The sequence below is a fragment of the Streptococcus suis genome, from assembly GCA_002831545.1.
Lineage (GTDB): Bacteria > Bacillota > Bacilli > Lactobacillales > Streptococcaceae > Streptococcus > Streptococcus suis_P.
On the sequence record CP025095.1, the window covers coordinates 2,359,683 to 2,384,264 of the forward strand.

The following is a 24,582-nucleotide window of genomic DNA, read 5'->3' on the forward strand; positions in this document are numbered from 1 at the left end:
ACGATTGTTAAGATAGAGTGATACCTCTACTCCTTGACTCCGCCAATTGTCAAACCTTTGACAAAGTAACGTTGGAAGAAAGGATAGAGACAGGCAATTGGTAGAGTCGATACGACCACAATAGCCATCCGTGTTGCTTCTTTTGGAAGGGCCCCTGCAATTTCTGATGACATGGCCGCTGCTGCGGCAGCATTTTCAGAGAGATATTGAATGTTTGCTTGAATTTTCATCAGCAGGTATTGGAGAGGGAAGAGGTTATCGCTCTGGATATAGAGGAGAGCGTTGTACCAGTCATTCCAAAAAGCGAGGGCTGTAAAGAGAGCGATGGTTGCGATACCTGGTAGGGTTAGTGGTAAGCAGATTTGGAAGAAAATCCGAAATTCACTTGCCCCGTCAATCCTGGCAGATTCGATAATAGACTCAGAAATAGTTTTTCTAAAGAAGGACCTCATCACCATGATATTGAAAGGAGACAGCAGCATGGGTAGAATCAAGGCTGCCACTGTATCTTTGAGGTTTAAAAACGAGGTCATGACGATATAGGTTGGGATGGTCCCTGCACTAAACAGCATGGTAAAGAGAGCCATCAGGGTAAAAAATCGTCTGTATCTGAAACTGTTTCTCGAAATGGCATAGGCGTAAAGAACGGTGAAGAAGACATTCAAGCTCGTCCCTACAATAGTCACAAAGAAGGTGATAAAGAGAGCTTGGAGAATCTGATCTTTCAATTGAAAGAGGTATTCATAACCTGCCAAACTCCATTGCTCTGGCCAGAAAGAATAGCCGTTGATAGCCAAGCTTGTCTCATCTGTCATAGAAATGATGATAACAAATATAAAGGGAAGGGTACAAGATAGGGCAAATATCCCTAGTAAACTTGAGAAAAATAGATCTGTTTTCTTACTAAATGAATGAATAGAAACAGAAGTGATTTGTTTCTTTTTTTTCATACTCCCCTCCTAGAATAAGGCTGATTCCTTATCAAAGCGACGAACAATCAGGTTGGTCACTACCACCAAGATACAGCCGACAACAGACTGATAGAGACCTGCCGCGATAGCCATACCGATGTCCCCTGTTCCTGCAATTCCACGATAAACGTAAGTATCAAGGACTTGAGTCACATTGAAGAGAGGACCTGAATTTTTCGGAATTTGATAGAAAAGGCCAAAGTCTGCTCGGAAGATATTTCCGACAGCCAGAATCGTTAAAATAGTCATCAGAGGCATTAACTGAGGAAGGGTGACATAGCGGATGCGTTGCCATTTGGTCGCTCCATCCACAATAGCAGCCTCATAATAGGTTGGGTCAATGCCCATAATGGTTGCATAATAAATAATACTGTTGTAGCCCAAACCTTTCCAAATTCCTAGGAAAAGCAAGATGAAGGGCCAATAGGTCGGTGTGCTGTACCAGTTGATGGGATCCATCCCCATTCCTTTGAGAATATTGTTTATCAATCCTTTATCTGGACTCAAAAATGCGTAAACGAAGAAACTGATAATGACCCAAGAAAGGAAATAAGGGAACAAGGTTGTGGTCTGATAGATCTTTACCAGCTTCTTCGACCGCATCTCACTAAAGATAATGGCAATACCTACTGCAAAAATCAGTCCGAGTACGATAAAACCAAGATTATATAGGATGGTATTTCTTGTGATGATATAGGCATCAGATGACTGGAAGAGGAATTTGAAATTATCTAAACCAATCCATTCACTCTGTACCAAACTATCCCAAAAACCATTACCTGTATGGCGATAGTCCTTAAAAGCAATCACATTGCCAAATACTGGAATGTAGAAAAATAGAATGAGCCAGATGACTCCTGGCAATACCATTAGGAAAAAAATGGCGTTTTGTTTTAGATTTTTTATGAGGTCTTTCATCATGGCTCCTTTCTATTATGAACCTTTACATTATTAGTTTACTCCTGATTGAGCCAACTGTGAATTGCCACATTATAGGCAAAATTCTACAAATTATAGGTGTATATAACAACCGATATATCTTCTGTGAAAAACAAAAAAATCTGGGTTGCCAATCAAAATTTGCATAAAAAATCGAGCCCTTTCGAGCTCGAACATCACTAGGTTGTATAGATGGTTGAAGCCGTCGCAATAATCTGCCATTGGTTGGCAGTTGTCGCAATAAATCCCTTGTCTTGATAGAAGTCATCGTAAGGGAGAATTGGCACTTCTAGTTCATCTAGTTTAGGTACTTCATTGTTCAGATAGGCTTGCAACCGCTGGATTGCACGGCGAATGCGGGCATCCAAGCCACCGAGGCGAATGTCCACCGTATCCAGACCAAACACCTTCTTCTCTACCATCCATTGGTAGCTGAGTGCCTGATAGAAGCTTTCTAGGTCTATCCTTAGTTGCTGCAAACCGTCAACTTGTTCTGCCAAGACCTGACGATTTCCTTCCTGATAGGCCTGACGAATACCTACTGAAATTGCCGCCTTGGTCGCTAAAACCTGACACAACTTAGCCTGAGTATCAAAGAGATAGGCATAGCCCTTGGCTCGGCTTCCAATCTCTGCCAATCTAGGCGCTAATTCCTGATAAAAGGCACTGTCTTTTTCGGCATCAATATGCTCCTGCAACAAGGGGCAGAGAATATCCTGATACAAGATGTAGCGACTGGGATTGAAACCGTGATGACCTGGACCTGGGTGGCTAGGTGTCTTATTTGGCAAATCCAATTGCAGGAAGTCATCTAGGGAAACTTGGTGTAGTTGATAGAAATGCTCAGCCAGACAGTCCAAATTTCCTCGGTACTGGAGTTCTGCCCAGGCATGAAGACTCGGCAAGATCGAGAAGGTTGCGCATTCCCCACCATTATCACCCCAAGCGGTCACCGTCACTTCTTGGACACCATACTCTTGGCAGGCGGCATGTGCTTCTGGTGCAATCCGCATACTGAAATCATTATCAGGAGTAAAACCAATCCACTTCCAGGCACCACTTGCAAAGGCAATCTGCTCTCCCAACTGCTGATGACTTGCCAGTTTTTGAGCATAACTCTCACGACTGGTCTGATAGTAATCCCAATAAATCAAGGTCACTCTGTCCTTGAGACGATCCAAATAAGCCTGAATTTCCGAATCAATTTCCAACTGACCAGTGTAATCCTTACTCGCTGTCAACAACTGGAAGAACATATCGCTCCACATACTACAATGGAAGCCATACTTGTCAGCAATATCCAAAACCCGTTCCAAGTGTTGGCACATAATCAGACTTCGTTTCTGATAGCCGTGTTGATTGAGGTATTGACCCAGCCCGACCAAGTGAGCCTCATCCATACCGATGTTAATGGTCCGTGTTTTCAGATGGGACAAGGCCTCAAACATCTTATCAATCAAGGCATAGGTCCTCTCATCCCCAATCAAGAGAATATTATCCACATCTCGAATGGCCTGAATAGACGAAATGTTCCACTTGAGGTAGGCAATCAGATGTGCCAAGGTCTGGATACAGGGAATAAATTCCATACCGTAACGGTGGCACTCCTCCTCAATAGCCTGCAACTCTTCTTTTGTATAGGCTCCTCGGAAATAGCCAAAATAGGGCTCCTCACGCAGTTCATAGGTGTCTTCCATATAAAGCTGGAAATGGCTATAGCCCATCAAAGCCAGTTGTCTAATCAAGGTCTTGCTGGCTTCAACCGTCAGCACAGCGTTTCGAGAACAATCTTCCATAAAACCAAGTTGACGGTAAACAGGTCTTTCTAAAATATGAATTTCAGTTTCCCCCTGAGCCAACTGACTAGCCAAAACAAGCAAGCCTCGATAAATCATGTGTTCTTTAGGCGCACGGATACGGTAAGAACCTGCTGAACCTTCAATCCGCAAACTCTCCTTGCCATCGACCACAAGTTCTAACTGGCAATCCAAGCCCAGACCAGAACAAATCTCATCCAAGACTCCCTCCGACTGCTGTAACGAATGGTTTATCTGTAACATCATCATTTCTCCTTATTGTAGGGTTTTCATATAAGCACCCATGAGATTGGCATCCTGCTGATAGTGACAGGCACGAATGGCAGGTAGATAAGGAAATTCTTCTGGATATTCCTTTTGAATAGCCTCTAGTTGCTCCTGAATGGCTTGAATAAAGACTGGATTTTGACTAATAGAACCACCCATAACCAGCACTTCTGGCTCAAGGAAATAGGAGATATTTAAAATGCCATAGGCCAGATTGCGTGTCATTTCTTCAATGGCTAATTGACATACCTCATCTCCCTGTTCTGCTAGTTCAAAAATCCGCTTGCCATTCCAATCTTCCACAGCTTCCTCATACTGACTAGCAACCTGTCTGACCAAACTCCCTGTCGAAGCCAGTTGGGACCAGTTTTTGAGAGGTCCCTTTCCAGTAGCAATCAGCATGTAGCCAAATTCGCCACCGAAACCTTGTTTCCCTCGGATGAGTTTTCTATCCACAATCAAGGCACCACCGATACCCGTACCACAGACGACACAGGCAAAAGTCGATAACTGGTCATCAACAGCCAATTCACTCAGCCCTACACAATTGGCATCATTTTCCAAATACACAGGACAGCCATACTGACTTAATAACTCATACCAAGATACACCATGGATATAAGGAACGGCACTCAGCCCCTGGATGACACCTGTTTCAAGGTCTACCGCTCCAGGGATACTTAAAGAAATAGCCTCCAAGTCCTCTACAGGCTGAATAACACTATTCATAAGCCCTAACAATTCCTCTAAACTGGCCGGTGTTGACCATTCCTGTCGATGGTTGATCTGCTTATCTGAACCAATCAGGGCCGCTTTTATACCCGTACCTCCAATGTCAAAACAGGCTACTACCATATTCTTTCTCCTTTTCAAGATAGCCAATGACCTCTGTTCGGATTGCCTGAGGTTCAATCCTAGCCGGCAAATCCTCTAGTGGTTCTTCTAGCAAATCAACCCCCTCAGTCCACTCGCTCCAATCTGCTAACTGCTCCTGACTCATATTGTAGTAACGGAGCAGAATGCGGTCCGAAGTCTCTGCCACCTTCAAAGAAGTCACGCATAAGCGGTCCTCTTCCAGTGCTGGATGGCTCAAAAACTGATGATCACATGGCAGATGCCCACTATGGTTGGTCAACTGTTTGGTTAGCAAGTGTCCTTGGAAGGCTTGTGCTCTTTGGAAACTGGCAAAACCTTCCTCTACTGGGCAAATTTCAAGGGCATAATCCAACTGACATTCTCTCAAACACTGGGCTTCTGGTGTTGGGAAGTAGCCCCAATCTCCTAGCTCTCCAGTCGCACGAAGTAGTGTCAAAGCTATCTTGCCCCTATCTAGGATTTCATACTCATGTAGGCCCTTGCTCGAAACGGTCATGGCTTGTCGACCATCTGATAGACTAATAAAACTGCGATGACGCTGAGGATTGGACGGATTTTCCCAAGCTGGATGTGGCTGATTTGGGCGTTCAACGACTTCAAAGATGGAATCCGCCAAGTGGTTCTCTGCTTCTATTCCAATATCAAAGACTGCTCGTAAGCGATGGTCCTTGATTTGGTTGTGGAAATCGGTCTGAATGCGAATTTGGGGTTGATGGCGGTAGAGGGTCAGATAGGTGGTAAGGAGCAAGTCTTTCTTTTCCTGACTCCTTTGAGATGTTCGATGTTTAAATTCTACCAGGCGCTTCTGTTCATCTTCCAGACTTGTTTCCATAGCTATTGGCAGTTGTAGGCGGTGAGTGACCTTGGCAATGCTGACCGCTTCTGTTTGGTAGACAAGACTGAAGTCCTCTATCTGACCATAGAGTGGTTGGTCATTCTTAGGCGCCATGAAGATATATTCATTGCCCAGATCCCCACAATCTTCAAAGCGGAGCCAGTCTTTATAGGTTTGACCCGTTCTCTTGTCTTCTAGCAAGAGCTGACCATCCACCACGTCAATACGGTAGTAATCATTCTCAAACTGTTCACTTAAACTATTGCTCACCCGAGTATCAACAATCGGCTTGACTTGGTAGGTCTGCCATGAAAATGGTGCCTGATTTTCCACTACAAAGCGGACACTAATCTGGCGGGCAAAATTGGCAGAGCGAAAAGCATCTTTTGGTAAATCGTAGCGGAAGTTGACACCTAGATCTTCGATGGTCGCTTCTACCTCTTGGCCTTGACTGGTAAAGAGACCCAAGGCTGGCAGAGGAATAGCTGCCATGGACTGGAAGTGTTGTTCTAACTGCCCATCTCGGAAATCCTCCTGTTCAACCACCAAATCAAGCTCTACTAGCTGGGTTTGTCGGCAGGCTGTAGTATTGAAAACCGTAAATAGTAAGCCGTCTAATTGGCTAGAATCCACCTGCTTTTCCCACCTGTCTAGGGAGCGCTGGCTCAGGAAATGAGCGACTTGCTTGACCTTCTTAAAGCGGGTTTCCATCTCACTATGCACTTGGTCTACGCTACAACCACAGATGCTATCATGGGGGGCATTCTGCAACAAGAGTTTCCAGGCATAGCGCAACTCATCTCTGGGCACCTTATCTCCTGTTATCACCACCAAGGGTTCTACAACTTGTTCCAAGAGCTGGCTGGCCTGATCATTGGCCTGCTTGAGATAAATTCTCGAAGAGGCCGTATTTGCCAAGGTGTACCAGCCATCTGTTTCCTGGCTAGTCAATTCTCCCTTGACACGACTGAGGTCTACTGGTAACTCTTCCTTGACAGCTGCAATATATTCTTCAAAGCTTGAATGAACAAAGTCTATATCTGGATACAGTTTTCGAGCCAGTCGTAAAGCTTGGCTGAGATTTTTCTGGACAGGCTGGTGATCACAGCCATTCATCAGCAGATAGTGGGAGGTTGATGCGTATTTGCGGACATCTGCCAATTTTTTCTCCCAAAAAACACGCGCTTCTTCCTCATCAACTGGAATTTCATTGCCATTGCTGTACCAGTTAGCAAATAAAATTCCCAGAACCTGACTGCCATCTGCCCCCTCCCAAATCATCTCCGAGAAAGTGGACTGGAATTGGTCATCTCCCAGAACCTGATTATCAAAGCCAACTGGTTTGACCCCACGACCAAACAAGGCCACATCTATACCAGCCTGACGCAGTAGCTGAGGAGCCTGTCCCATATTGCCGAAAGTATCTGGATAATAGCCAATCTTCGGAGCCCGTCCCCACTTCTTGCTTTCCAAGTGACCCAGAAGGGTATTGCGCATATTGGCCTCGCTGGTGATGAGGTAATCATCCTGCAAGATGTAAAAGGGACCAATAATTAACCGACCGTCTTGAATGTATTTCTTCAATAACTCTCGATTCTGCGGACGAATTTCCAGATAGTCATCTAGGACAATGGTCTGTCCATCTAGATGAAAACTCCTAAACTCAGGATCTGTTTCAAATAAGTCAAATAGGTCATCAAACAGCTCTACTAAGCGCATCCGATGCTCTTCCAAAGGAAGATACCACTCCCTATCCCAGTGGCTATGTGAAATAATATGAACCGTTTCTTTTCCCATTTTATTCCTCCGGTCGTATATCATAATAATCTAAAACCAATTCGCAAAACATCATATTTGCCCAGGAGAACCACTCTCTGGAGTAAAGCGTCGGATCATCCACATGGAAACTCTCATGCATCAGCCCAGTACCGCCATCACAGGCTATCATGGTATCCAGCAAGCGCGCTTTTTCTTCCTTGTCATCCGTTGTCAATCCTTGAATAGCCAAGGCAATCGGCCAAATATAGCGATAGAAGGTATGACTGGAACCAAGACCCGCAGCATAGTCGCCCTCGTAGTAATAGGGATTTTCTTGACTTAAAATAGTCCGACGGGTTGCCAAATAGATGGGATCATCTTTCTGACAGTATCCTAGATAGGGAGCCGCCAACAAGCTAGGGACATTGGGGTCATCCATGATAGACTGATTGCCCAAGCCGTCTACTTCATAGGCAAAAATGGTTTCTCCCGCCTGATTCTTGGTCAGCCCGAAGGTCCGAATCCCCTGGTCAATTTCCTGCGCCAACTGTCTGGCACGCTCTGCTAAATCTGAGAATGCCTCACTGGCAAACTGCTCTGCTATTTCCCCTAAATAACCCAAGACGACGACCGCAAACATATTTGAGGGGATGAGGTAAGGGTAGATACAGGCGTCATCGCTTGGACGAAAACCGGACCAAGTCATCCCTGTATAGGTGCAGGGAGCCCCTTTTCCTTGGTGCGTGAGGGTATCCTCTAGCCGATCAGTGTCCCGTTCAAAGTTATAAGGGGAGTTTTCATGGTGCTGCTCCAATTTCCAGAGTTGAACAATTTTTTCAGCTGCCCCAAAGAAGGTCTGGTTAAAATGACTGGTTTCCCCTGTCGCTTTCCAAAGTAGATAGGCTAATTGAAGGGGATAGCAGAGAGAATCTACCTCATATTTCCGCTCCCAAATCCAGGGTCCCATCTGAGTGTGGTCGGTCTGGTGCCCCCGCCCATTGGCTGCCTGATTAAAGGCATTGGCATATGGATCCATCAAAATAAAAGCCATTTGCCTCTCTACCAGACCTAGAATCATCTGGCGTAATTTCTCATCTTTTCTAGCCAAGGCTAAATAGGGTTTGACTTGAGCTGTCGAGTCCCTCAACCACATGGCTGGAATGTCCCCCGTTAAGACAAAAGTAGTCCCATCTTCCAGTTGACTAATGGTCCTGTCAAGCGTATCCGTATAACACCTTTCAAATACACTCCCCCAGCTTGGGTGGTCTGCTGTTTTCTTCTGAATGCCTATCAGCCAGTTCTCTATGATTTCTTTTGTGTAAAACATGATTTCTCCTTTTTATCCTTTGCTCAGAGTTCTTCCAACCTCTATCTGGCAAATCCATATAATTTTCATTAGATACAAGGTTCCTAGTATCAGTCTATACAATTCTATATGCAAATCCTATACACAAATTAAACGCATTTTTACACAAATATTGCCAGTTTTGGAAAACGCTTTCTTTTCTTTCCCTTTCTCTATATAATAAGGAGACACCACTTATTATCAATAAAAAAAGAAAAGGATAGCCTATGTATACCTCCATCGTTTCAACCATTGACATCCGCTATGGTACTTATAACTCACATGCCTTTTCAAACGGTAACACCCTGCCATTGACAGGGGTCCCTTTCGGCATGAATTATTTTGCTCCCCAGACCAGCGACCAGACTGGAAACTGGTGGTTCAATCCCTATGAACCTGTCTATCAGGGCATTCGCTTAACCCATCAACCCAGTCCTTGGTTGGGAGATTTTGCCTCCCTCCTATTGACGCCTGTCACAGGCGAATTGAGCCGAGATAGCCTCTTTCACCGTCAATCTAGCTACCAACTGGATCAGGCTATTTTTCGACCTGACCTCCTCCAATTACAATCCAATCGCTTTCGCTTGATAAGCCGTTTAGCTCCCAGCCGATACGGAGCCAGTTTTGAGATAGCGTCTTTTGCTAACCAGCCTATCGGAATGGTCTTCTATTCATCTGGAAAATCCATTTATCGACTGCTCAATCCTCACCAACTCCTCATTCAGATTTTTCAGGTCAGCGCCTGCCAATCACCTGATTTCTGCATGTATGCTCTCCTAGAATTTGAAGAGGAAATAACAGAATGTTATCATCTGGTCAAGGATCGCAAGATAGCTAAAACGGAAGTGGTGGGAGAAGATTTGCATGTTCGCATCAACTTCTCAAGCACTTCTATCAAGGGGCGTTTGGCCACCTCTTTTATCAGCCCTGAGCAGGCCGCCTTTCTATTAAAAGATGTTCCTGACTTCCCCCAAGCCCAAAAACAAGCCGAAAAGACGTGGAACCAACTACTAGGACGTATTCAAATTCGTGACAAAAAAACAGAGGACATTAACTTCTTCTACCACTGCCTCTATCGTTGCCTACTTTACCCACAGACTTTCTATGAACCTAGTCCTGATGGACAAGCCATTCATTTCGACCCTATCAGCAATCAGGCCAAACTAGGTAAATTTTTCACCAACAACGGCTACTGGGACACCTTCCGCTCCTCCTATCCTCTGCTTTCACTTATCTACCCAGACTATTTGGAAGAGTTTCTCCACGGCATTCTCCAACACTATCGAGATACTGGATTTTTACCCAAATGGCTATCGCCAGACGAGCGCGGTATCATGCCAGGAACTCTTGTGGATGGAGTCATTGCTGATGCGGCCTGCAAGGGACTTGTTCCTGATTTGATGGAAGATTTTCTCCAAGCCATGATTGAAACCAGTCAAAAGACCGATGCGGATCAACGTTACGGTCGCCATGGTAGTCAGATCTATCGCCAATTAGGCTATCTCCCTCTAGATTTCAATGAATCCGTTAGCCATTCTCTTGATTATGCCTACAGTGATTGGGCTATCAGCCAAGTAGCAGAAAAACTGGGGCAGGACCAACTGGCTAAACAATACGCTCAAATGAGCCTCGGCTACCGACAGTTATTCGATAGCCAAACAGGTCTCATGCGTGCCAAGGATAGACAGAAACAATTCCGAGCAGATTTTTCCCCTCTAAGCTGGGGAAGAGACTATGCCGAATGCTCTGTCCTACAAGCAACCCTGTCCGTCTTTCAAGACATCGATGGACTGATAGAATTGATGGGCGGAAAAGAAGCCTTTACCACCTATCTGATCCAGCTCTGTAATCAGGAGCCCTATTTCTCACCTGAACAATACGGCTACGAAATCCACGAAATGTCGGAAATGGCGCAAGTCAATCTCGGTCAGCTTGCTATTTCAAATCAACCGAGCTTCCATATCCCTTATCTTTTCCAATGGTCCACAAAACCAGAATACACTAGTCTACTCATTCACAAAATCAGACAAACAGCTTTCAAGACAGGTTTTCAAGCCTATCCAGGTGACGAGGATAACGGTAGCCTCTCAGCCTGGTACATTTTCTCCTGTCTAGGATTCTACCCTGTCTGTCCTGGAAAAGCCGACTACCAAATCGGACTACCGCATTTTAAGGAAGTAGACTTGCTACTTGCAGATCAACACAAGCTGACCATTTCTACTCCAAAAAGCGATGCAAATTTCCAGTTTGTCAAGCAAGTTTCATTAGACAAACAAGTCGTCCAAACCATCAAGCATGACCAACTGATAAAATCAAACTGCCTAGAATTTGACCTATCTATACTACCAAGTAACGAGGCACACTCTTAGAAAAATAAATAGTCAGGGAGCAACCCCTGACTATTTATTTTATTCACCTTGTTTTCTAAGCTTAGCTAACTGAGATAGGCCAGCCAGAGCCACACCAACTAACCCAAGAAGGACATACTTCTCCTGATAGGTATCACCAGTTTGTGGAAGACCGCCCTTCTGCAGAGAAACATCTCTGAACTGCTTTTCAACCTGCAGGCTATTTTCTACCATTAAATTCTTCTCTTGCTGGATAGGCAAACCGCTGCCGACCTCCACAATTTTCGGCTGACTCTCATCAGCAACTGTTCGTGAATACAGCTCGCGACGGCCATCACTATAGACTAGGTGAGCTACCATCATTTGACCATCAGCCCCCTCCTGAACAATTCGCTCTTTGCCCAGTGGCAAATCAGTACTGATCCGTTTGATGATTTGTCTCGGCACCAGCTCATAGGTCAAATCCATCCTCGGTTTTTCAGGAGCTAGTAAATTCTTAGACTCCATTAAATCTGTTGTACCGACATGCGTTACCAGACTAGACTGTTCAAACAAATCAGTCCATTCACTGAGCAGCTCCTTCATCTCATCTGGACGAATACTATCCGAACCCAAAATTTTCTCAGTTTTTTCATGTAAAGAACTCAGCTCAGAAGAATTTATAGGCCTATCTATTCCTTTCACCTCTTGAATTAGCTGATTGAGACGCCCATGATCTGCTTGGTAAAGTTTCTCCCCATCCAGCTCTCCTAACTGTTTCTCTAAAAGAGTTTGAGCGGCTTCAACCTGCTCGACTGTCCGATTGGTATCTGCTACCACAGACTTAGCTTCTTCCAAGGCAGTTTGCAAGGCAAGTTGTGTCTGCTCACTAGAATAGAGATAGGCTGTTTGGGTTTGTAGAGCCTCAATTTCTGCTATTTTCTGCTTTAGATACTCATCATTGACGATTGGCTTCGGTGAAACAAGGACATCAAATGAAGTTTCCAAACCAGCATACCGCAAACCTAGGCTCTGACGCCCCTCTTTACGGGAATCGAAACCAACAATTTCTACTCCAGCTTCTGTCAAAGAGAAGGACTGAGTTGACTCATCGTCATAGATAATAGCAAATCGACCATTTGTGACATCCAAATCATCTCCTACAACATACTGCACTTTTGGTAACTGTTGGATTTCTAGACCGACTGCTTTTTTCTCACCCTGGGCTATATCTTCAACAACATATACCATCAGTGGCTGAGCAAGTGTTTCTCCTAGATAGGAAACGGTCAATGTTTGTTCACCTAATTTTTGCGGATCAAATCCCCTTACTGTAACTGCCGGATTGGTGGTATTCACCCGTTCAGCAGGCCAATCTCCTTCAAAAACTACACGGAATTGTGCTCCTGCAAGCGATAAAGGACTACCTTGTCGGTAAACTTTTTTCTCTAGGGGAGCTATCCATTCCATCGCTTTCACGACTTTTTCACCTTGCGGAACGCGAATGGCCAATAGATTGCTCCAATCCTTTCCTTCCTCCAGAGTACGGTAGTAAATGAACTCAGGCAAGGACTCAAAGCGAATCGGGTCGAATATAAGATTTCCTGACTCTGTCGTTTCCAATTCTGCTAGTGGTTTTACGGCATCTGGACTAGAATAAAGCGCTATTTTCCGATTGGCAGGGACATCCTTGAAACCTACTTGAATCTGATGATTACCGAGATGACGAGCAACAGCATGGACCATCGGAATATTTGGTGTCTCCATGTCCAATTCTTCATACATACGCCAATTATAAATACGAATGGCCTTCCAAGGAGTACCATTATCAGAAGTCAAGACATCCAAACGCCATTCCTGCGCTCGAATTGGCTTGTCCAATACGATGTCTGTCACATGATCACGATTGCCACGAACTTCTTTGGCTAACACCCAATCACCATTCTCATTTTTATAATAGAGATCGAAATCCTTGGTGTTCATTAAGCCATCATTGACCGATTCACCACCTGCACCAGCATGATCCATAGCCCATCGCACGACTGTCCGAGGTTGGGTCAAACGAATATCTACATGGCCACTCAATTGATGGGAAGACCATTTATCTGACAGACTGGTAATGGTCCCATTCAACATGCCCTCAATGCCTTCTCCACCTTCTTTTTTAGCAAAACTTGAACCGATGACTTCTGCTCCGAGAACAATGTTTTCTGCCAATGGTTTAGGAAGGCTAGTATCTTTCACCGTCATTTCCCAATCAAAGATAAACTCCCCTGCTTCCGAACGCAAACCATTTTTCCCAACGGCATGAACTTTCAAAGCTTGGGTTCGACCTTCTGCCTGTGCAGAACGAACTAGCTGAGGGAGGTAAATCCTTGTATTAGAAGAACCTGTCAGCAATTTCCACTGTCCGTCGACCTGCGCATATACTTCATAATAGTCTGCATCATCTGTCCCTGTAAAGCTAATCACAGCTTCAGCATCTTGGGCATTCTTCAATCGCTTAGCAAGGACTTGGCCATCTTTCGGTGCAGTAGGTGAATTTTCCTGGTCATATATAGCCAACTGCCCTAAACGAAAATCAAAATCTGACAGCGCTGCTTCATTTTCAACAACCACTTGGACACCGTACACTGTCTTTCCTGCCAGACTAGATAAATCAAAGGTCTGATCTTGCCAATCTCCTGATAGTTTAAGCAAGCGCCACGCTTCTTTATTCGCAAATTGATAATCTGGTTCAAGCGCTAGAGCTAGGGAGATATTTGTACCTTGCCCTCCTTTGTGCGCAACCCTCAAACGACTTGTTTCTGATAGAGGAATCTTGGTGGAATACAACTTAATTTCCTGCTTACCATCTTTTTCCAAATCGCCTGTAAAACGAAGAGAGTTGCCCCCATTATAGGCATCATCAAAATCATAAGCCGCAGCAAGCTTTTCACCACTTGCTTCAATCCACCACCGCCAGGTTGGTAAAATACCAGACACAGAGCGATAATTCCATTCCCCATCTTTGGCAACCTTGCCATCTACAAACCATTTTTTCCCGTGCCCTGTATTAAAGGAACTATTAAAATTACTGCTTGTAATAGCCGTCTTATCCGCAATGAGATTGGCCAAGCCATACCAATTTTTATCCGAAGGTTTCTGTTTGGTTGGATCACCTTGATAGCCTGTAAAGAAGATATTCTCATTCTCATGATAATCCTCACCCGTCGCACCCAAACTTGTAATGGTATCTGGCGCAAACAGACCGAGTGATAATCTCAATTTCCCATTTTCATCAAACAGAGCATCCCAATTTATCTGAGAATTATAGGAGCCTCCTCTTTGTAATTCTAAGCCTGCAAAGATATCGAATGGATCGCGTTCAAGATACTCTGCTATGTAAACTGAATAATCATTTTTTTCTTTATTCCAGTTAAAATTTGCAAAGAAATGATCTGCCGGTACCATTTCCCCTTCTTTTTCCATAAATGGATAGTTATAATCTCCAAGTCCATCTTCATGATATCGTCCATATTCATATGTCATGGCATCATACCAAGAATACGTTATCGGATAACCAATCGATTCTGCATATTCCTTGGTATAGAGCATGAAGTTTCTCATTGTTTCCCCTAGTGGTTGAACCATGCTTCCTGTAGTCTCTTGATTAATGAAATAACCATCGAAACCATAGTATTTAGCCATATCTACCAACTTACGAGCAACAGGAAAACTTCCATCAGGATCCTGTCTCAAAGAAGACACAAACTTCTCTTGATCTTCAATACTACTGGACCAATTGTAGAAAATCGTTCCCAAAACAGGCACACCATTGCGGTGTCCAGCATCAATGACATCTGGGCTAGGAATTAAGCCTTCCCAAAATACCATTGAATCAATATACTGCCAGTAATCAAAGGCATAGGCTTTAAACTCTTCTCCCCCAACAGAGGCATGGTCTTTCGCCTTAGAGTTGGTATTTGAAAGAGCTTCTACCTTTGCATTCTCATTGGCTCTCTCATTGACGACATGCCCTCTAAAGCGCTCAACCAGCTCTACAGAAGCACGGTTCAAATCATCATCTGGACGAGCACCCGGCTCCCAAGCAAGCACCTGATCCCAGTTGTTAAACTTAATCTCTTTCGGACGAATTCCTTGATCCGCTACCTGAGGAAAATCAGAAAGCAACAGACCAGAATCTGAAGAATCTACCTCTTTATCTTCCGCTTCCTCTGTATCCTCTAGTTTATTTTCTGAATTATCAGACGGAGCTGAAGGCAGTTTTTCTTCTCTACTATCTGATACAGATGCTTCTCCATTCAACTCTTCGGTCACCGCTTTCTCATCTGTTGAATTTGGTGATATTCCTTCTTCAGCTTCGGTCTTTTCCACATATTCGTTCACAACGGAAGAGAGCTCAACAGCTGGCTCTGACAAGCTGTCCACATTTTCTAGCTGGTCCGCAGAAACCTGTGTTCCAAATAAGGTCGCACCAATCAAAACAGAACAAGCACCTATTGTAAATTTTCGAATACCGAATCGCTCACGTTTGTCGAAATCATATTTTGTCATATTTTCCTCCTACACAATTGTAGTGCAACAGCTGTTCTCAATTTCCTCCTTTCCAGATCATAGTTGGCACATGCTACCTTTGATAGAACAGCTATCACACGAAGTTTATCAGGTTTTATTAACTCCATTGTACAGAGGAAAAATATGGCCTTCAAGTCCTTATGGCTCCCTTCTTTAAATCAGATAAAAAGAACTTTAGTTTAGAGAAAACAAAAAAGAGGAAGTTTCCCTCCTCATTATCTTAGTTAGTTATTTTCTACAAACTCAATACACCAGCCCACCAGCTCCTCCAAGCGTTCGATTTGCTCGGTCATGTGCAGGTAGCCCAAGACCGCCTCAAAACCTGTGGACATCCGATAGGTGACCACGTCCGCGTTCTTGGCCTTGGTGTGACTATGGCTATTCCTTCCCCGCTTGTAGATTTCTTCCTCTTTTTCGGTCAATAGCTGAGCTTCTAAGAGGGCAGAGATTAGGCTTGCCTGAGCCTTGGCAGAGACGTATTTGTTAGCCTCTCCGTGCAATTGATTAGGCTTGGTCAGCCCCTTGAAAATCAAGTGCCGTCTGACATACATAGAATAGACAGCATCCCCTTCAAAAGCCAGGGCAATTCCATTGATGAGATTGACATCTACTGCCTTAGTCACGTGTCCACCTCACACCATCCTTGGTATCCAAGAGCTTGATGCCCTGGGCTGCCAATTCATCACGAATACGGTCAGCCGTCGCAAAGTCCCGATTGGCACGCGCTGCTTGACGTTCTGCTATCAAGGCTTCAATCTCGCTGTCCAAGACTTCTTCTTCAAAGACAATACCGAACACTTGCAGCATGTTTCCAAAGGCTTCTTTTACAGTTTCATCGTAGTTGCCTGAGTTGATCCATTTGGCAAAGTCAAAGATAGCCGTAATCCCATTTGCCGCATTGAAATCATCATCCATTGCCGCTTCAAAGGCCGACAGATGTAATTCAAGAACCGACTTATCCACAGAGTTTTGCACAGGTTGTGTATAAGTATTTTTCAGATATTTGAGATTGATTTCCGCATCTGAAATAGCCTTCTCAGTGTAGTTGAGTGGACGGCGGTAGTGCTGGGTAGATAGGAAGAATCGCAAGACCTGACCATCAATTTGTTCCAACATATCATGGGCTGTCAGGAAATTGCCCAAGGACTTGGACATCTTCTCATCATTGATATTGAGCATGGCATTGTGCATCCAGTAGTTGGCAAAGGTTTCCCCTGTTTTGCACTCAGACTGGGCGATTTCATTGGTATGGTGGGGGAACTCCAAGTCCGCACCACCACCGTGAATATCAATGGTATCTCCCAAAATCTCTGTTGCCATAACCGAACACTCGATATGCCAACCTGGACGACCTGCTCCCCAAGGACTTTCCCAAGACACTTCGCCTGGCTTGGCAGTTTTCCACAGGGCAAAGTCGAAAGGATGTTCTTTGAGTTGACCTTCTCCCTCAACACGACCAGAAGCCCCAGCTTCTAGGTCAGACAAGGTTTTGTTGGCCAAACGAGCATAATTCTCAGCCTTTTCCACACGGAAATAAACATCGCCAGCCGCTTCATAGGCGTACCCCTTGTCAATCAAGACCTGCACAAAATCAATGATTTCATCCATGTAGTCGATAACACGAGGATTTTTGGTAGCTGGTTTGACACCTAACTTTGCCACATCTTCCTTGAAGGCTGCGATAAATTTATCAGACAAATCCTTTGTTGTCATGCCTGCTTCATTAGCAGCTTTGATAATCTTGTCATCCACATCCGTAAAGTTAGAAATGTAAGCTACATCAAAGCCACGGTATTCAAAATAGCGGCGGATGGTATCAAAAGCCACGACACTACGGGCATTGCCGATATGGATATAGTTGTAAACCGTTGGTCCGCAGACATACATCTTGACCTTGCCCTCTTCCAAGGGCACAAAGTCACGCAAACTACGAGTCATGGTATCGTAAATTTTAATCATAGCTTCTCCATTACTTCTGAATATTCTTTAGGACTTGATACTTTTGATACAATCTGACCAGCCAATAAGCTGTCGCTGCCAACCAAATCATCCCTAGCTGCCAGTTTCCTTGGAAAAACTTAAGGATAGATAGAATTGTTCCACCGATGGCGGTCAACACATAAGGCCAGTTTTGTCTTACTAATTTTTTTAACATGATGTACTTTCTAATGTTCTTGCAATCGCCATGGCCACTTCAAAGAAGGTCATACTGTCAGCCGTCCCTTCCTCTCGACGGGCATCCCACTCGTTCTTGTGGTGGTCCACATAGTCTGCCGTGTAGAAAAACTGATAGACCTTGGCCTGACGAAAGTTTGCCCAGGCCATGATAGCAGAGGCTTCCATATCGACCACCATGGCACCCGCGGCTAGGCGACGCTTGACCTTGGCAGCCGTTTCCCGATAAAAGGCATCCGTCGTCCAGGTCTTAGCCCGAATATGTTCGATTCCTGCTTGGTCCAAGGCCTTTTCCATGGTCAATAGCAGAGCAGGGTCATAGCTGATTTCATCGCTAGCAGGGGCGTAGTGGTAGCTAGTCCCCTCATCTCGTAGGGCAGAGCTAGGAAGAATAATCTTATCCGCAGCAAGTGACGAATCCAGCACCCCACAAGAACCCAGAACGATAAAATTCTCAAAGCCACAGGCTTTCAGTTCCTCCAAGTGACCAACCGCCATGGGAGCACCGACGACTGCCAACATAACCGCAACTCGCACCCCATCTCCTTCCAAGATATACCAAGGATGGCGACCGTTAATGCTTTCTAAGTAGCCACCTTCTCTGCTTTCAGGTAGCTGATGGACACGGTCTACGATTTCCCCATTGAAGGAGAAAATCATGGTTTCACATACCTCACCGCCACCACGAATGGCTTTGTCCGTCGGTTCAATGACTGCAGGACTTGGTTCAAATTCTTCTAGTAGCATATCAACCTTCTTTCGGGTCTAAGTAGACCACTTGTGTCTGCTTGGTAAAACCGATATTTTCATACAGCCGCTTAGCGATGAGGTTGTCATCTTCGACGGCGATTTGAAAAGGTTTATCGTTTTTCGTGATAAGGTCATTGATGACAGCTTTGACTAAGTAAGTGCCGTAACCTTTTTGTTGCTGGTCTGGGGCGATAGCTAAACCGTAAAGGTAGTTATCATCGGTCGAGATATCTACTGTGCAAGAACCGATAACTGCTCCGCTATGTTCCAAAAGATAAAGCAAGCTATCCGCATCCGCAATGGCTTCGCGTGCGTAACGAAGAGCCACCTCATAGTCGCTATCAAAGACCTGTGTCTGAAAACGTGCAATGTTATCTGCATGGTGAGCCTGTGCCAAACTTACTGTGAGTTCAGCCTGTTGTGAGAGCTGATAAGGCACTCGTTCACGACCCAACCATGTCTCAGTATCCGTATCTTCTACCAAGCCCCAGGCTGTCGCAAGGTCTGGGTGCTTATCTAGAAAGACACGTTCAGTCTGAAAGGTCACACTAGCGATAGGATAGTTAGCCGTCTTCATCTGGTAGCAATCATAGAGCTTGCGTGCCAGCCCCTGTCTGCGGTAGGCTGGGTGCACAATAATCGCAAGTTCCACATCCTCATCATCGGCATACACAGTCAAGAGTCCCACCAACTGTTTACCTTGATAGGCCAAGAAAAAAGCTGGCATTTCAGGGTCAAAGTTGAGCATATTTGACAGGCAAGGGGCACGATAGGTGCCGTCATGGGATTGTACAGTGCTTATCAGAGTTTTTGCTGCGGATAACTGCTTGGGATTTAGGACATTCGTTGCTATTATCATGCTTACCTCTTATCTCTATAACTACTCACATAGGAAGGCTTTCCTACAAATGCGACGAATGGTGGCTGGCTTCTCGTAATTCCGCAAGCTTAGTCGTGTAGTGTTCACGGCCACCTTCCATGTCATGAATGACCTTCTCATCTTTTTGACCGTGCACACGGACAATTTTAGCTGGCATACCGACTACTGTCACATCGGCTGGAACATCGGCTAGGACAACGGCAGCTGCACCCACTTTAGCATTTTCCCCGATTTCAACAGGTCCAATAACCTGTGCGTGTGCAGAGACAAGGGCACCCTTTCGTACGGTCGGGTGGCGTTTGCCACAATCCTTACCCGTTCCACCAAGCGTTACGCCGTGGTAAAGCATGACACCAGACTCAATAATAGCTGTCTCACCAATAACCAAACCAGCTCCATGGTCAATGAAGACCCCCGAAGCAATCTCGGCACCTGGATGAATTTCAATATTGGTCCAAAAGCGCCAAAATTGGCTGTGCATCCTAGCTAGTAATTTAAAGCCTTTTTTCCACATCCAATGGGACAGACGGTGGGCAGCCAAGGCCTTGACACCTGGGTAGGTCAAAAGAACTTCCAAGGTCGTCCGTGCTGCCGGATCTTTTTCTTTTACAATCTCAATGGTGTCCTTCCACCAACCCATAGTCACTCCTTCTAGCGAGAAGACAAGCCCGCTACCGAACTTGTCTACTCAGCTTATTTCTTTTCAACCTTGTGGAATTTGAATTCACCAAAGTTGTTATCTTTTTTCTCTTTGTTGTCTTTATGACGGCGTGGTCTGTCAGAACGCTCGCGTTTTTCTGGCTCCACATAGCCTTCTGGTTTTGGAAGAAGAGCCTTCATAGAAGCGTCAATACGTCCTTTATCATCAATCTTGATAACTTTGACATCAACCATATCGCCAATTTCAACCAAATCTTCTGGTTTATTGACACGGGTCCAAGCCATTTCAGAAACGTGGACCAGAGCATCTGTCTTGTCAAAGAGGTTGACAAAGGCACCGAATTTCTCCAAACGAACCACTTTTGCTTGGAAGACTTCGTCCACTTTTGCTTCACGAACAAGACCTGCTATGATTTCCTTGGTCCGTTCAATCGCATCGCGATCTGGTGAGAAGATAGCCACTAGACCGTCTTCGTCGATATCGATTTTCACGCCAGTTTCTGCAATAATCTTATCGATGGTTTCGCCACCCTTACCGATAACAATCTTGATCTTGTCCACATCAATCTTGATAGTGTCAATCTTCGGTGCAGTTGGTGCCAAGTCAGGACGAACTTCTGGAATGGTCGCTTCGATGACATCGAGGATTTCAAAACGTGCCTTCTTAGCTTGTGCCAAGGCTTCTTCCAAGATTTGCGGTGTGATACCGTCAATCTTGATGTCCATTTGAAGAGCTGTGATACCATCACGGGTACCAGCCACCTTGAAGTCCATGTCGCCGAAGTGGTCCTCAAGACCTTGAATATCGGTCAAGACGGTGTAGTTGGTACCGTCTGAAATCAGACCCATAGCAATCCCTGCAACTGGTGCCTTGATTGGCACACCACCTGCCATGAGGGCAAGGGTACCGGCTGTGATAGAAGCCTGTGATGAAGAACCGTTTGATTCCAAAACTTCTGCTACCAAGCGGATAGCGTAAGGGAAGTCTTCTAGGCTTGGCAAGACTTGCTCGAGAGCACGCTCACCAAGGGCACCGTGACCAATCTCACGACGACCTGGGGCACCGTAACGACCAGTTGAGCCAACTGAATATTGTGGGAAATTGTAGTGGTGCAAGAAACGTTTCTTGTACTCGTCGTCCAATCCGTCGATGATTTGGGTTTCACCCATTGGAGCCAAGGTCAAGACAGAAAGAGCTTGCGTTTGACCACGGGTAAAGAGACCTGATCCATGAACATTTGGTAAGAAGTCTACTTCTGCGTCCAGCGGACGAATTTCATCCACACGACGACCGTCTGGGCGGACCTTATCTTCTGTAATCAAACGACGAACTTCTGCGTGCTCCATGAGTTCCAAGATTTCATGGACATCCCGCATAATGCGGTCGAATTCTTCGTGTTCAGCGTATTTTTCTTCGTAGGCTGCGATGACGGTCTCACGAACGGCATTGGTCGCATCTTCACGGGCTAATTTTTCTTCTACCTGCACCGCTTTTTTCAAATCATCATTATAAGCTGCGACAATCTCAGCCTGCAATTCTGGGTCCACTTGAAGAAGCTCCACATCTGCTTTTTCCTTGCCGACTGCTGCTACGATTTGATTTTGGAAGTCAAGGAGTTCTTGAATAGCCGCATGACCTTTGAGGAGTGCTTCCAACATGATGTCTTCTGACAATTCTTTGGCACCAGACTCTACCATGTTGATGGCATCCTTGTTACCAGCAACTGTCAAGTCTAGGAGAGACACTTCCATCTGAGCCTTATCAGGGTTGATGATGAGTTCACCATTGACATAACCAACCTGGACACCAGCGATTGGGCCGTTGAATGGGATGTCTGAGATTGCCAATGCCAATGAAGAACCAAACATTGCTGCCATTGGAGCAGAAGCATCTGGATCGTAAGAAAGCACTGTGTTGATGACTTGGACTTCATTTCGGAAGCCTTCCGCAAACATTGGACGGATTGGACGGTCAATCAAACGAGCTGTCAAAGTCGCATCAGTTGACGGACGACCTTCACGCTTCATCCAGCCACCTGGGAATTTCCCAGCGGCGTACATTTTTTCTTCATAGTTGACTTGGAGGGGGAAGAAATCACCCGTCGCCATTTTCTTGGACATAACTGCCGCAGTCAATACTGTTGAATCGCCATAGCGAACGACCACCGCACCATTGGCTTGTTTGGCAACTTGACCTGTTTCAACGACCAATTTTTTGCCAGCAAAAACCGTTTCAAATACTTGTTTTGACATGAATTGTCTCCTATTTTTTCTGAAATTTTTCTTGCGTGTTTTCTACAAAAGACAATCAAACAAGATTGTTTCACTCTCTTTTGCACAAAACCACGCATACTCCTTATTTTATCATATTTGACGGAAAATGTGGGGAATTGAGGAAGGAATTTGAGGGAAAATCTAACCTGCCATAAAAACAACTGATCGAAACGAAGACTCTTCAATCAAACGAAGAACACCTAGCTTTTCAGAGCACTACACTTCCATAATGGAACATAAGAAAAACTGCCAAGGTCCGAAGACATGGCAGTTTCCTATTTTTCAGCCGTTTTTGACGGCTTTTATATCCTATCTTAACGACGGAGTCCGAGTGAGTGAATCAATTCACGGTAACGGTTTACGTCTGTGCGGCGTAGGTAGGCCAACAAGTTACGACGGCGACCGATTTTTTTCATCAAACCACGGTAAGTTGCGTGGTCTTTTTTGTGTTGTTTGATGTGGTCGTTAAGGTGGTTGATCTCCCAAGTAAGTACTGCTACTTGAACTTCAACTGAACCAGTGTCGCCTTCATGACGAGCATATTGTGCCATGATTTCATTTTTTTTCTCTTTTGAGATTGCCATGATATGTTCTCCTTTGTTTTTGAGCCTAATCCGAGTGACAGGTTGGCGACCTGTAACCAAGAAAAAGCTAGATTTGTCCTTTTGGACCTTAACCATTCTATCAAGGAATAGCTCTTTTGTCAACTGATTTGAGAAATAGCTGAGCTGCTCTGCTATTTTCAAAAAAAGCCAGCCGAAGCTGACTTTCTGCTTGTATATCACATTTACTCAGCCTTTTCTGCTTTTGGCAAGATAAGATTGAGGATAATACCTACAATGGCTGAGAGGGCTGTACCTGACAGGGTGATGGCACCGATGTTAAGAACTGCACCACCGAGACCCAAGACCAACATAGAACTTGCGATAATCAGGTTGCGGACTTGACCAAAATCAACACGGTGTTCAATCAAAACTTTCAAACCGTTTGAGGCGATAACACCGTAAAGCAAGATAGACATACCACCAAGAACGGCACTTGGAATAGTAGAGATAAGGGCTGTAAATTTACCCAAGAATGAGAAGGCAATGGCAATCAGGGCTGCATTACGGATAACGGATACTGATGCGATACGGGTCATACCGATAACCCCTGTATTTTCACCATAAGTCGTGTTAGCAGGTCCACCTATAAAGGCAGATACGGCAGTCGCCACACCGTCACCAATCAAGGTACGACTGAGGCCTGGGTCTTTCAAGAACTGGCGGCCACAGATTTGGCTGAGAACGGTATGGTCTCCGATGTGTTCTGCGATAGTCACAACGGCAATTGGTAAGATAGCAATCATTTCTGGACCGAAGTAGAAATTGTAGGATTTGAAGGTTCCTGTTTCAAATGGTAGGTAGAAACCTGGCAATTCAAACCAAGCCGCTTCCAGAACGGGTGTAAAGTCAACCAGGCCAAGGAAGATGGCAATCACATAACCACCGATAATGGCAATCAAGAAAGGAACAATCTTGGCGAAGCCTTTCCCTTTGGTATTGACAAAAGCCGCAATCAAGAAGGTTGCAATCGCCACGACGACATTTTTCCAGTCGCCGTCTGCGACGAAGCCCGCTGAAGTCACGGCAGAGTTGGCAAGACCCAGACCAATCACAACAATCATAGGGCCAATAACGATTGGGGGTAGGAGGCTGTCGATCCACTTAGTACCGATAACTTTGACAAGTGCAGCAATCAAGACGTAAATCAAGCCGACGAAGAGAATACCTGTCTGAGCAGCTGACACATCGCCACCCATTTCCTTGATAGCAAGCGCCATAGCAGAAATGTAGGCAAAGGATGAACCCAAGTAAACTGGAACTTTAAACTGGGTTGCCACTTGGTAAATCAAGGTTCCGACACCTGATGCGAAGAGGGCAACCGACACGGGCATACCGAGAATCAGCGGCACCAAAATCGTCGCACCGAACATGGCGAACACGTGCTGGAAACTCAACAAAATCCCTTGAAGCGGGGCTGGCTTCTCATGGACATCAAACAAAAGGTTGGCTTTTGTACTCATAAATCTCCCATTCTGGGTACACAAAAAGACCCAGACTTTCTAAATATACATAGTCATAGGCCCTT

Annotated in this window: 17 protein-coding genes and 1 pseudogene; 1 reads left to right on the forward strand and 17 read right to left on the reverse strand. The window is 45.1% G+C overall.

The window, feature by feature from the left end:
* Positions 1-26: 26 nt before the first annotated feature.
* From CWM22_11615 to CWM22_11640, 6 genes are all read right to left on the reverse strand, one after another.
* Positions 27-950: a carbohydrate ABC transporter permease gene (locus tag CWM22_11615; GenBank protein ID AUC92495.1), complete on the reverse strand. Its 924-nt coding sequence runs from the start codon at positions 948-950 to the stop codon at positions 27-29.
* A gap of 9 nt (positions 951-959) precedes the next feature.
* Positions 960-1,889, reverse strand: a complete 930-nt coding sequence (locus tag CWM22_11620) for a sugar ABC transporter permease (GenBank protein AUC92496.1) — start codon at positions 1,887-1,889, stop codon at positions 960-962.
* 200 nt (positions 1,890-2,089) lie between these two features.
* On the reverse strand, positions 2,090-3,973 hold the full coding sequence (locus CWM22_11625) for a beta-N-acetylhexosaminidase (GenBank protein AUC92497.1): 1,884 nt from the start codon (positions 3,971-3,973) through the stop codon (positions 2,090-2,092).
* A gap of 9 nt (positions 3,974-3,982) precedes the next feature.
* The gene (locus tag CWM22_11630) at positions 3,983-4,849 is read right to left on the reverse strand and encodes an ROK family protein (protein AUC92498.1); all 867 of its coding nucleotides are present in this window, start codon (positions 4,847-4,849) and stop codon (positions 3,983-3,985) included.
* Positions 4,830-7,502: an alpha-mannosidase gene (locus tag CWM22_11635; GenBank protein ID AUC92499.1), complete on the reverse strand. Its 2,673-nt coding sequence runs from the start codon at positions 7,500-7,502 to the stop codon at positions 4,830-4,832. Before CWM22_11635 ends, CWM22_11630 begins: the two co-directional genes overlap by 20 nt.
* 1 nt (position 7,503) lies before the next feature.
* Positions 7,504-8,790 (reverse strand): metal-independent alpha-mannosidase, encoded by a 1,287-nt coding sequence (locus CWM22_11640; protein ID AUC92500.1) that lies wholly within the window; start codon positions 8,788-8,790, stop codon positions 7,504-7,506.
* Between the two features lie 245 nt (positions 8,791-9,035).
* On the opposite strand from CWM22_11640, the gene CWM22_11645 reads away from it, so the two are divergent.
* Complete coding sequence (locus CWM22_11645; GenBank protein AUC92501.1) at positions 9,036-11,177, forward strand: alpha-mannosidase; 2,142 nt, start codon at positions 9,036-9,038, stop codon at positions 11,175-11,177.
* 39 nt (positions 11,178-11,216) lie between these two features.
* Here the strand turns inward: CWM22_11645 and CWM22_11650 are convergent, their stop codons facing one another.
* The 11 genes and pseudogenes from CWM22_11650 to CWM22_11700 form a co-directional block, all read right to left on the reverse strand.
* Positions 11,217-15,692 (reverse strand): endo-beta-N-acetylglucosaminidase, encoded by a 4,476-nt coding sequence (locus CWM22_11650; GenBank protein ID AUC92502.1) that lies wholly within the window; start codon positions 15,690-15,692, stop codon positions 11,217-11,219.
* A 245-nt stretch (positions 15,693-15,937) separates the two neighbouring features.
* Positions 15,938-16,336 (reverse strand): Mini-ribonuclease 3, encoded by a 399-nt coding sequence (locus CWM22_11655; protein AUC92503.1) that lies wholly within the window; start codon positions 16,334-16,336, stop codon positions 15,938-15,940.
* Positions 16,329-17,672 carry a cysteine--tRNA ligase gene (locus CWM22_11660; protein AUC92504.1) on the reverse strand — a complete coding sequence of 448 codons (1,344 nt, stop codon included), beginning with the start codon at positions 17,670-17,672 and terminating at the stop codon, positions 16,329-16,331. Before CWM22_11660 ends, CWM22_11655 begins: the two co-directional genes overlap by 8 nt.
* 10 nt (positions 17,673-17,682) lie before the next feature.
* On the reverse strand, positions 17,683-17,868 hold the full coding sequence (locus CWM22_11665; GenBank protein AUC92505.1) for a hypothetical protein: 186 nt from the start codon (positions 17,866-17,868) through the stop codon (positions 17,683-17,685).
* A complete protein-coding gene (locus CWM22_11670) occupies positions 17,862-18,635 on the reverse strand; it encodes a phosphorylase (GenBank protein ID AUC92506.1) in 774 nt (257 codons plus the stop codon). The genes CWM22_11665 and CWM22_11670 overlap by 7 nt, the downstream gene beginning before the upstream one ends.
* 1 nt (position 18,636) lies before the next feature.
* On the reverse strand, positions 18,637-19,497 hold the full coding sequence (locus CWM22_11675) for a GNAT family N-acetyltransferase (protein AUC92507.1): 861 nt from the start codon (positions 19,495-19,497) through the stop codon (positions 18,637-18,639).
* Positions 19,498-19,540: 43 nt separating this feature from the next.
* The gene (cysE, locus tag CWM22_11680) at positions 19,541-20,158 is read right to left on the reverse strand and encodes a serine O-acetyltransferase (protein ID AUC92508.1); all 618 of its coding nucleotides are present in this window, start codon (positions 20,156-20,158) and stop codon (positions 19,541-19,543) included.
* Positions 20,159-20,211: 53 nt separating this feature from the next.
* The gene (gene pnp, locus CWM22_11685) at positions 20,212-22,431 is read right to left on the reverse strand and encodes a polyribonucleotide nucleotidyltransferase (protein ID AUC92509.1); all 2,220 of its coding nucleotides are present in this window, start codon (positions 22,429-22,431) and stop codon (positions 20,212-20,214) included.
* Positions 22,432-22,433: 2 nt separating this feature from the next.
* Positions 22,434-22,529, reverse strand: a pseudogene (locus CWM22_11690) (polyamine oxidase).
* Positions 22,530-22,766: 237 nt separating this feature from the next.
* The gene (locus CWM22_11695) at positions 22,767-23,036 is read right to left on the reverse strand and encodes a 30S ribosomal protein S15 (GenBank protein ID AUC92510.1); all 270 of its coding nucleotides are present in this window, start codon (positions 23,034-23,036) and stop codon (positions 22,767-22,769) included.
* Positions 23,037-23,239: 203 nt separating this feature from the next.
* The gene (locus tag CWM22_11700; protein ID AUC92511.1) at positions 23,240-24,517 is read right to left on the reverse strand and encodes a uracil permease; all 1,278 of its coding nucleotides are present in this window, start codon (positions 24,515-24,517) and stop codon (positions 23,240-23,242) included.
* Positions 24,518-24,582: the final 65 nt, after the last annotated feature.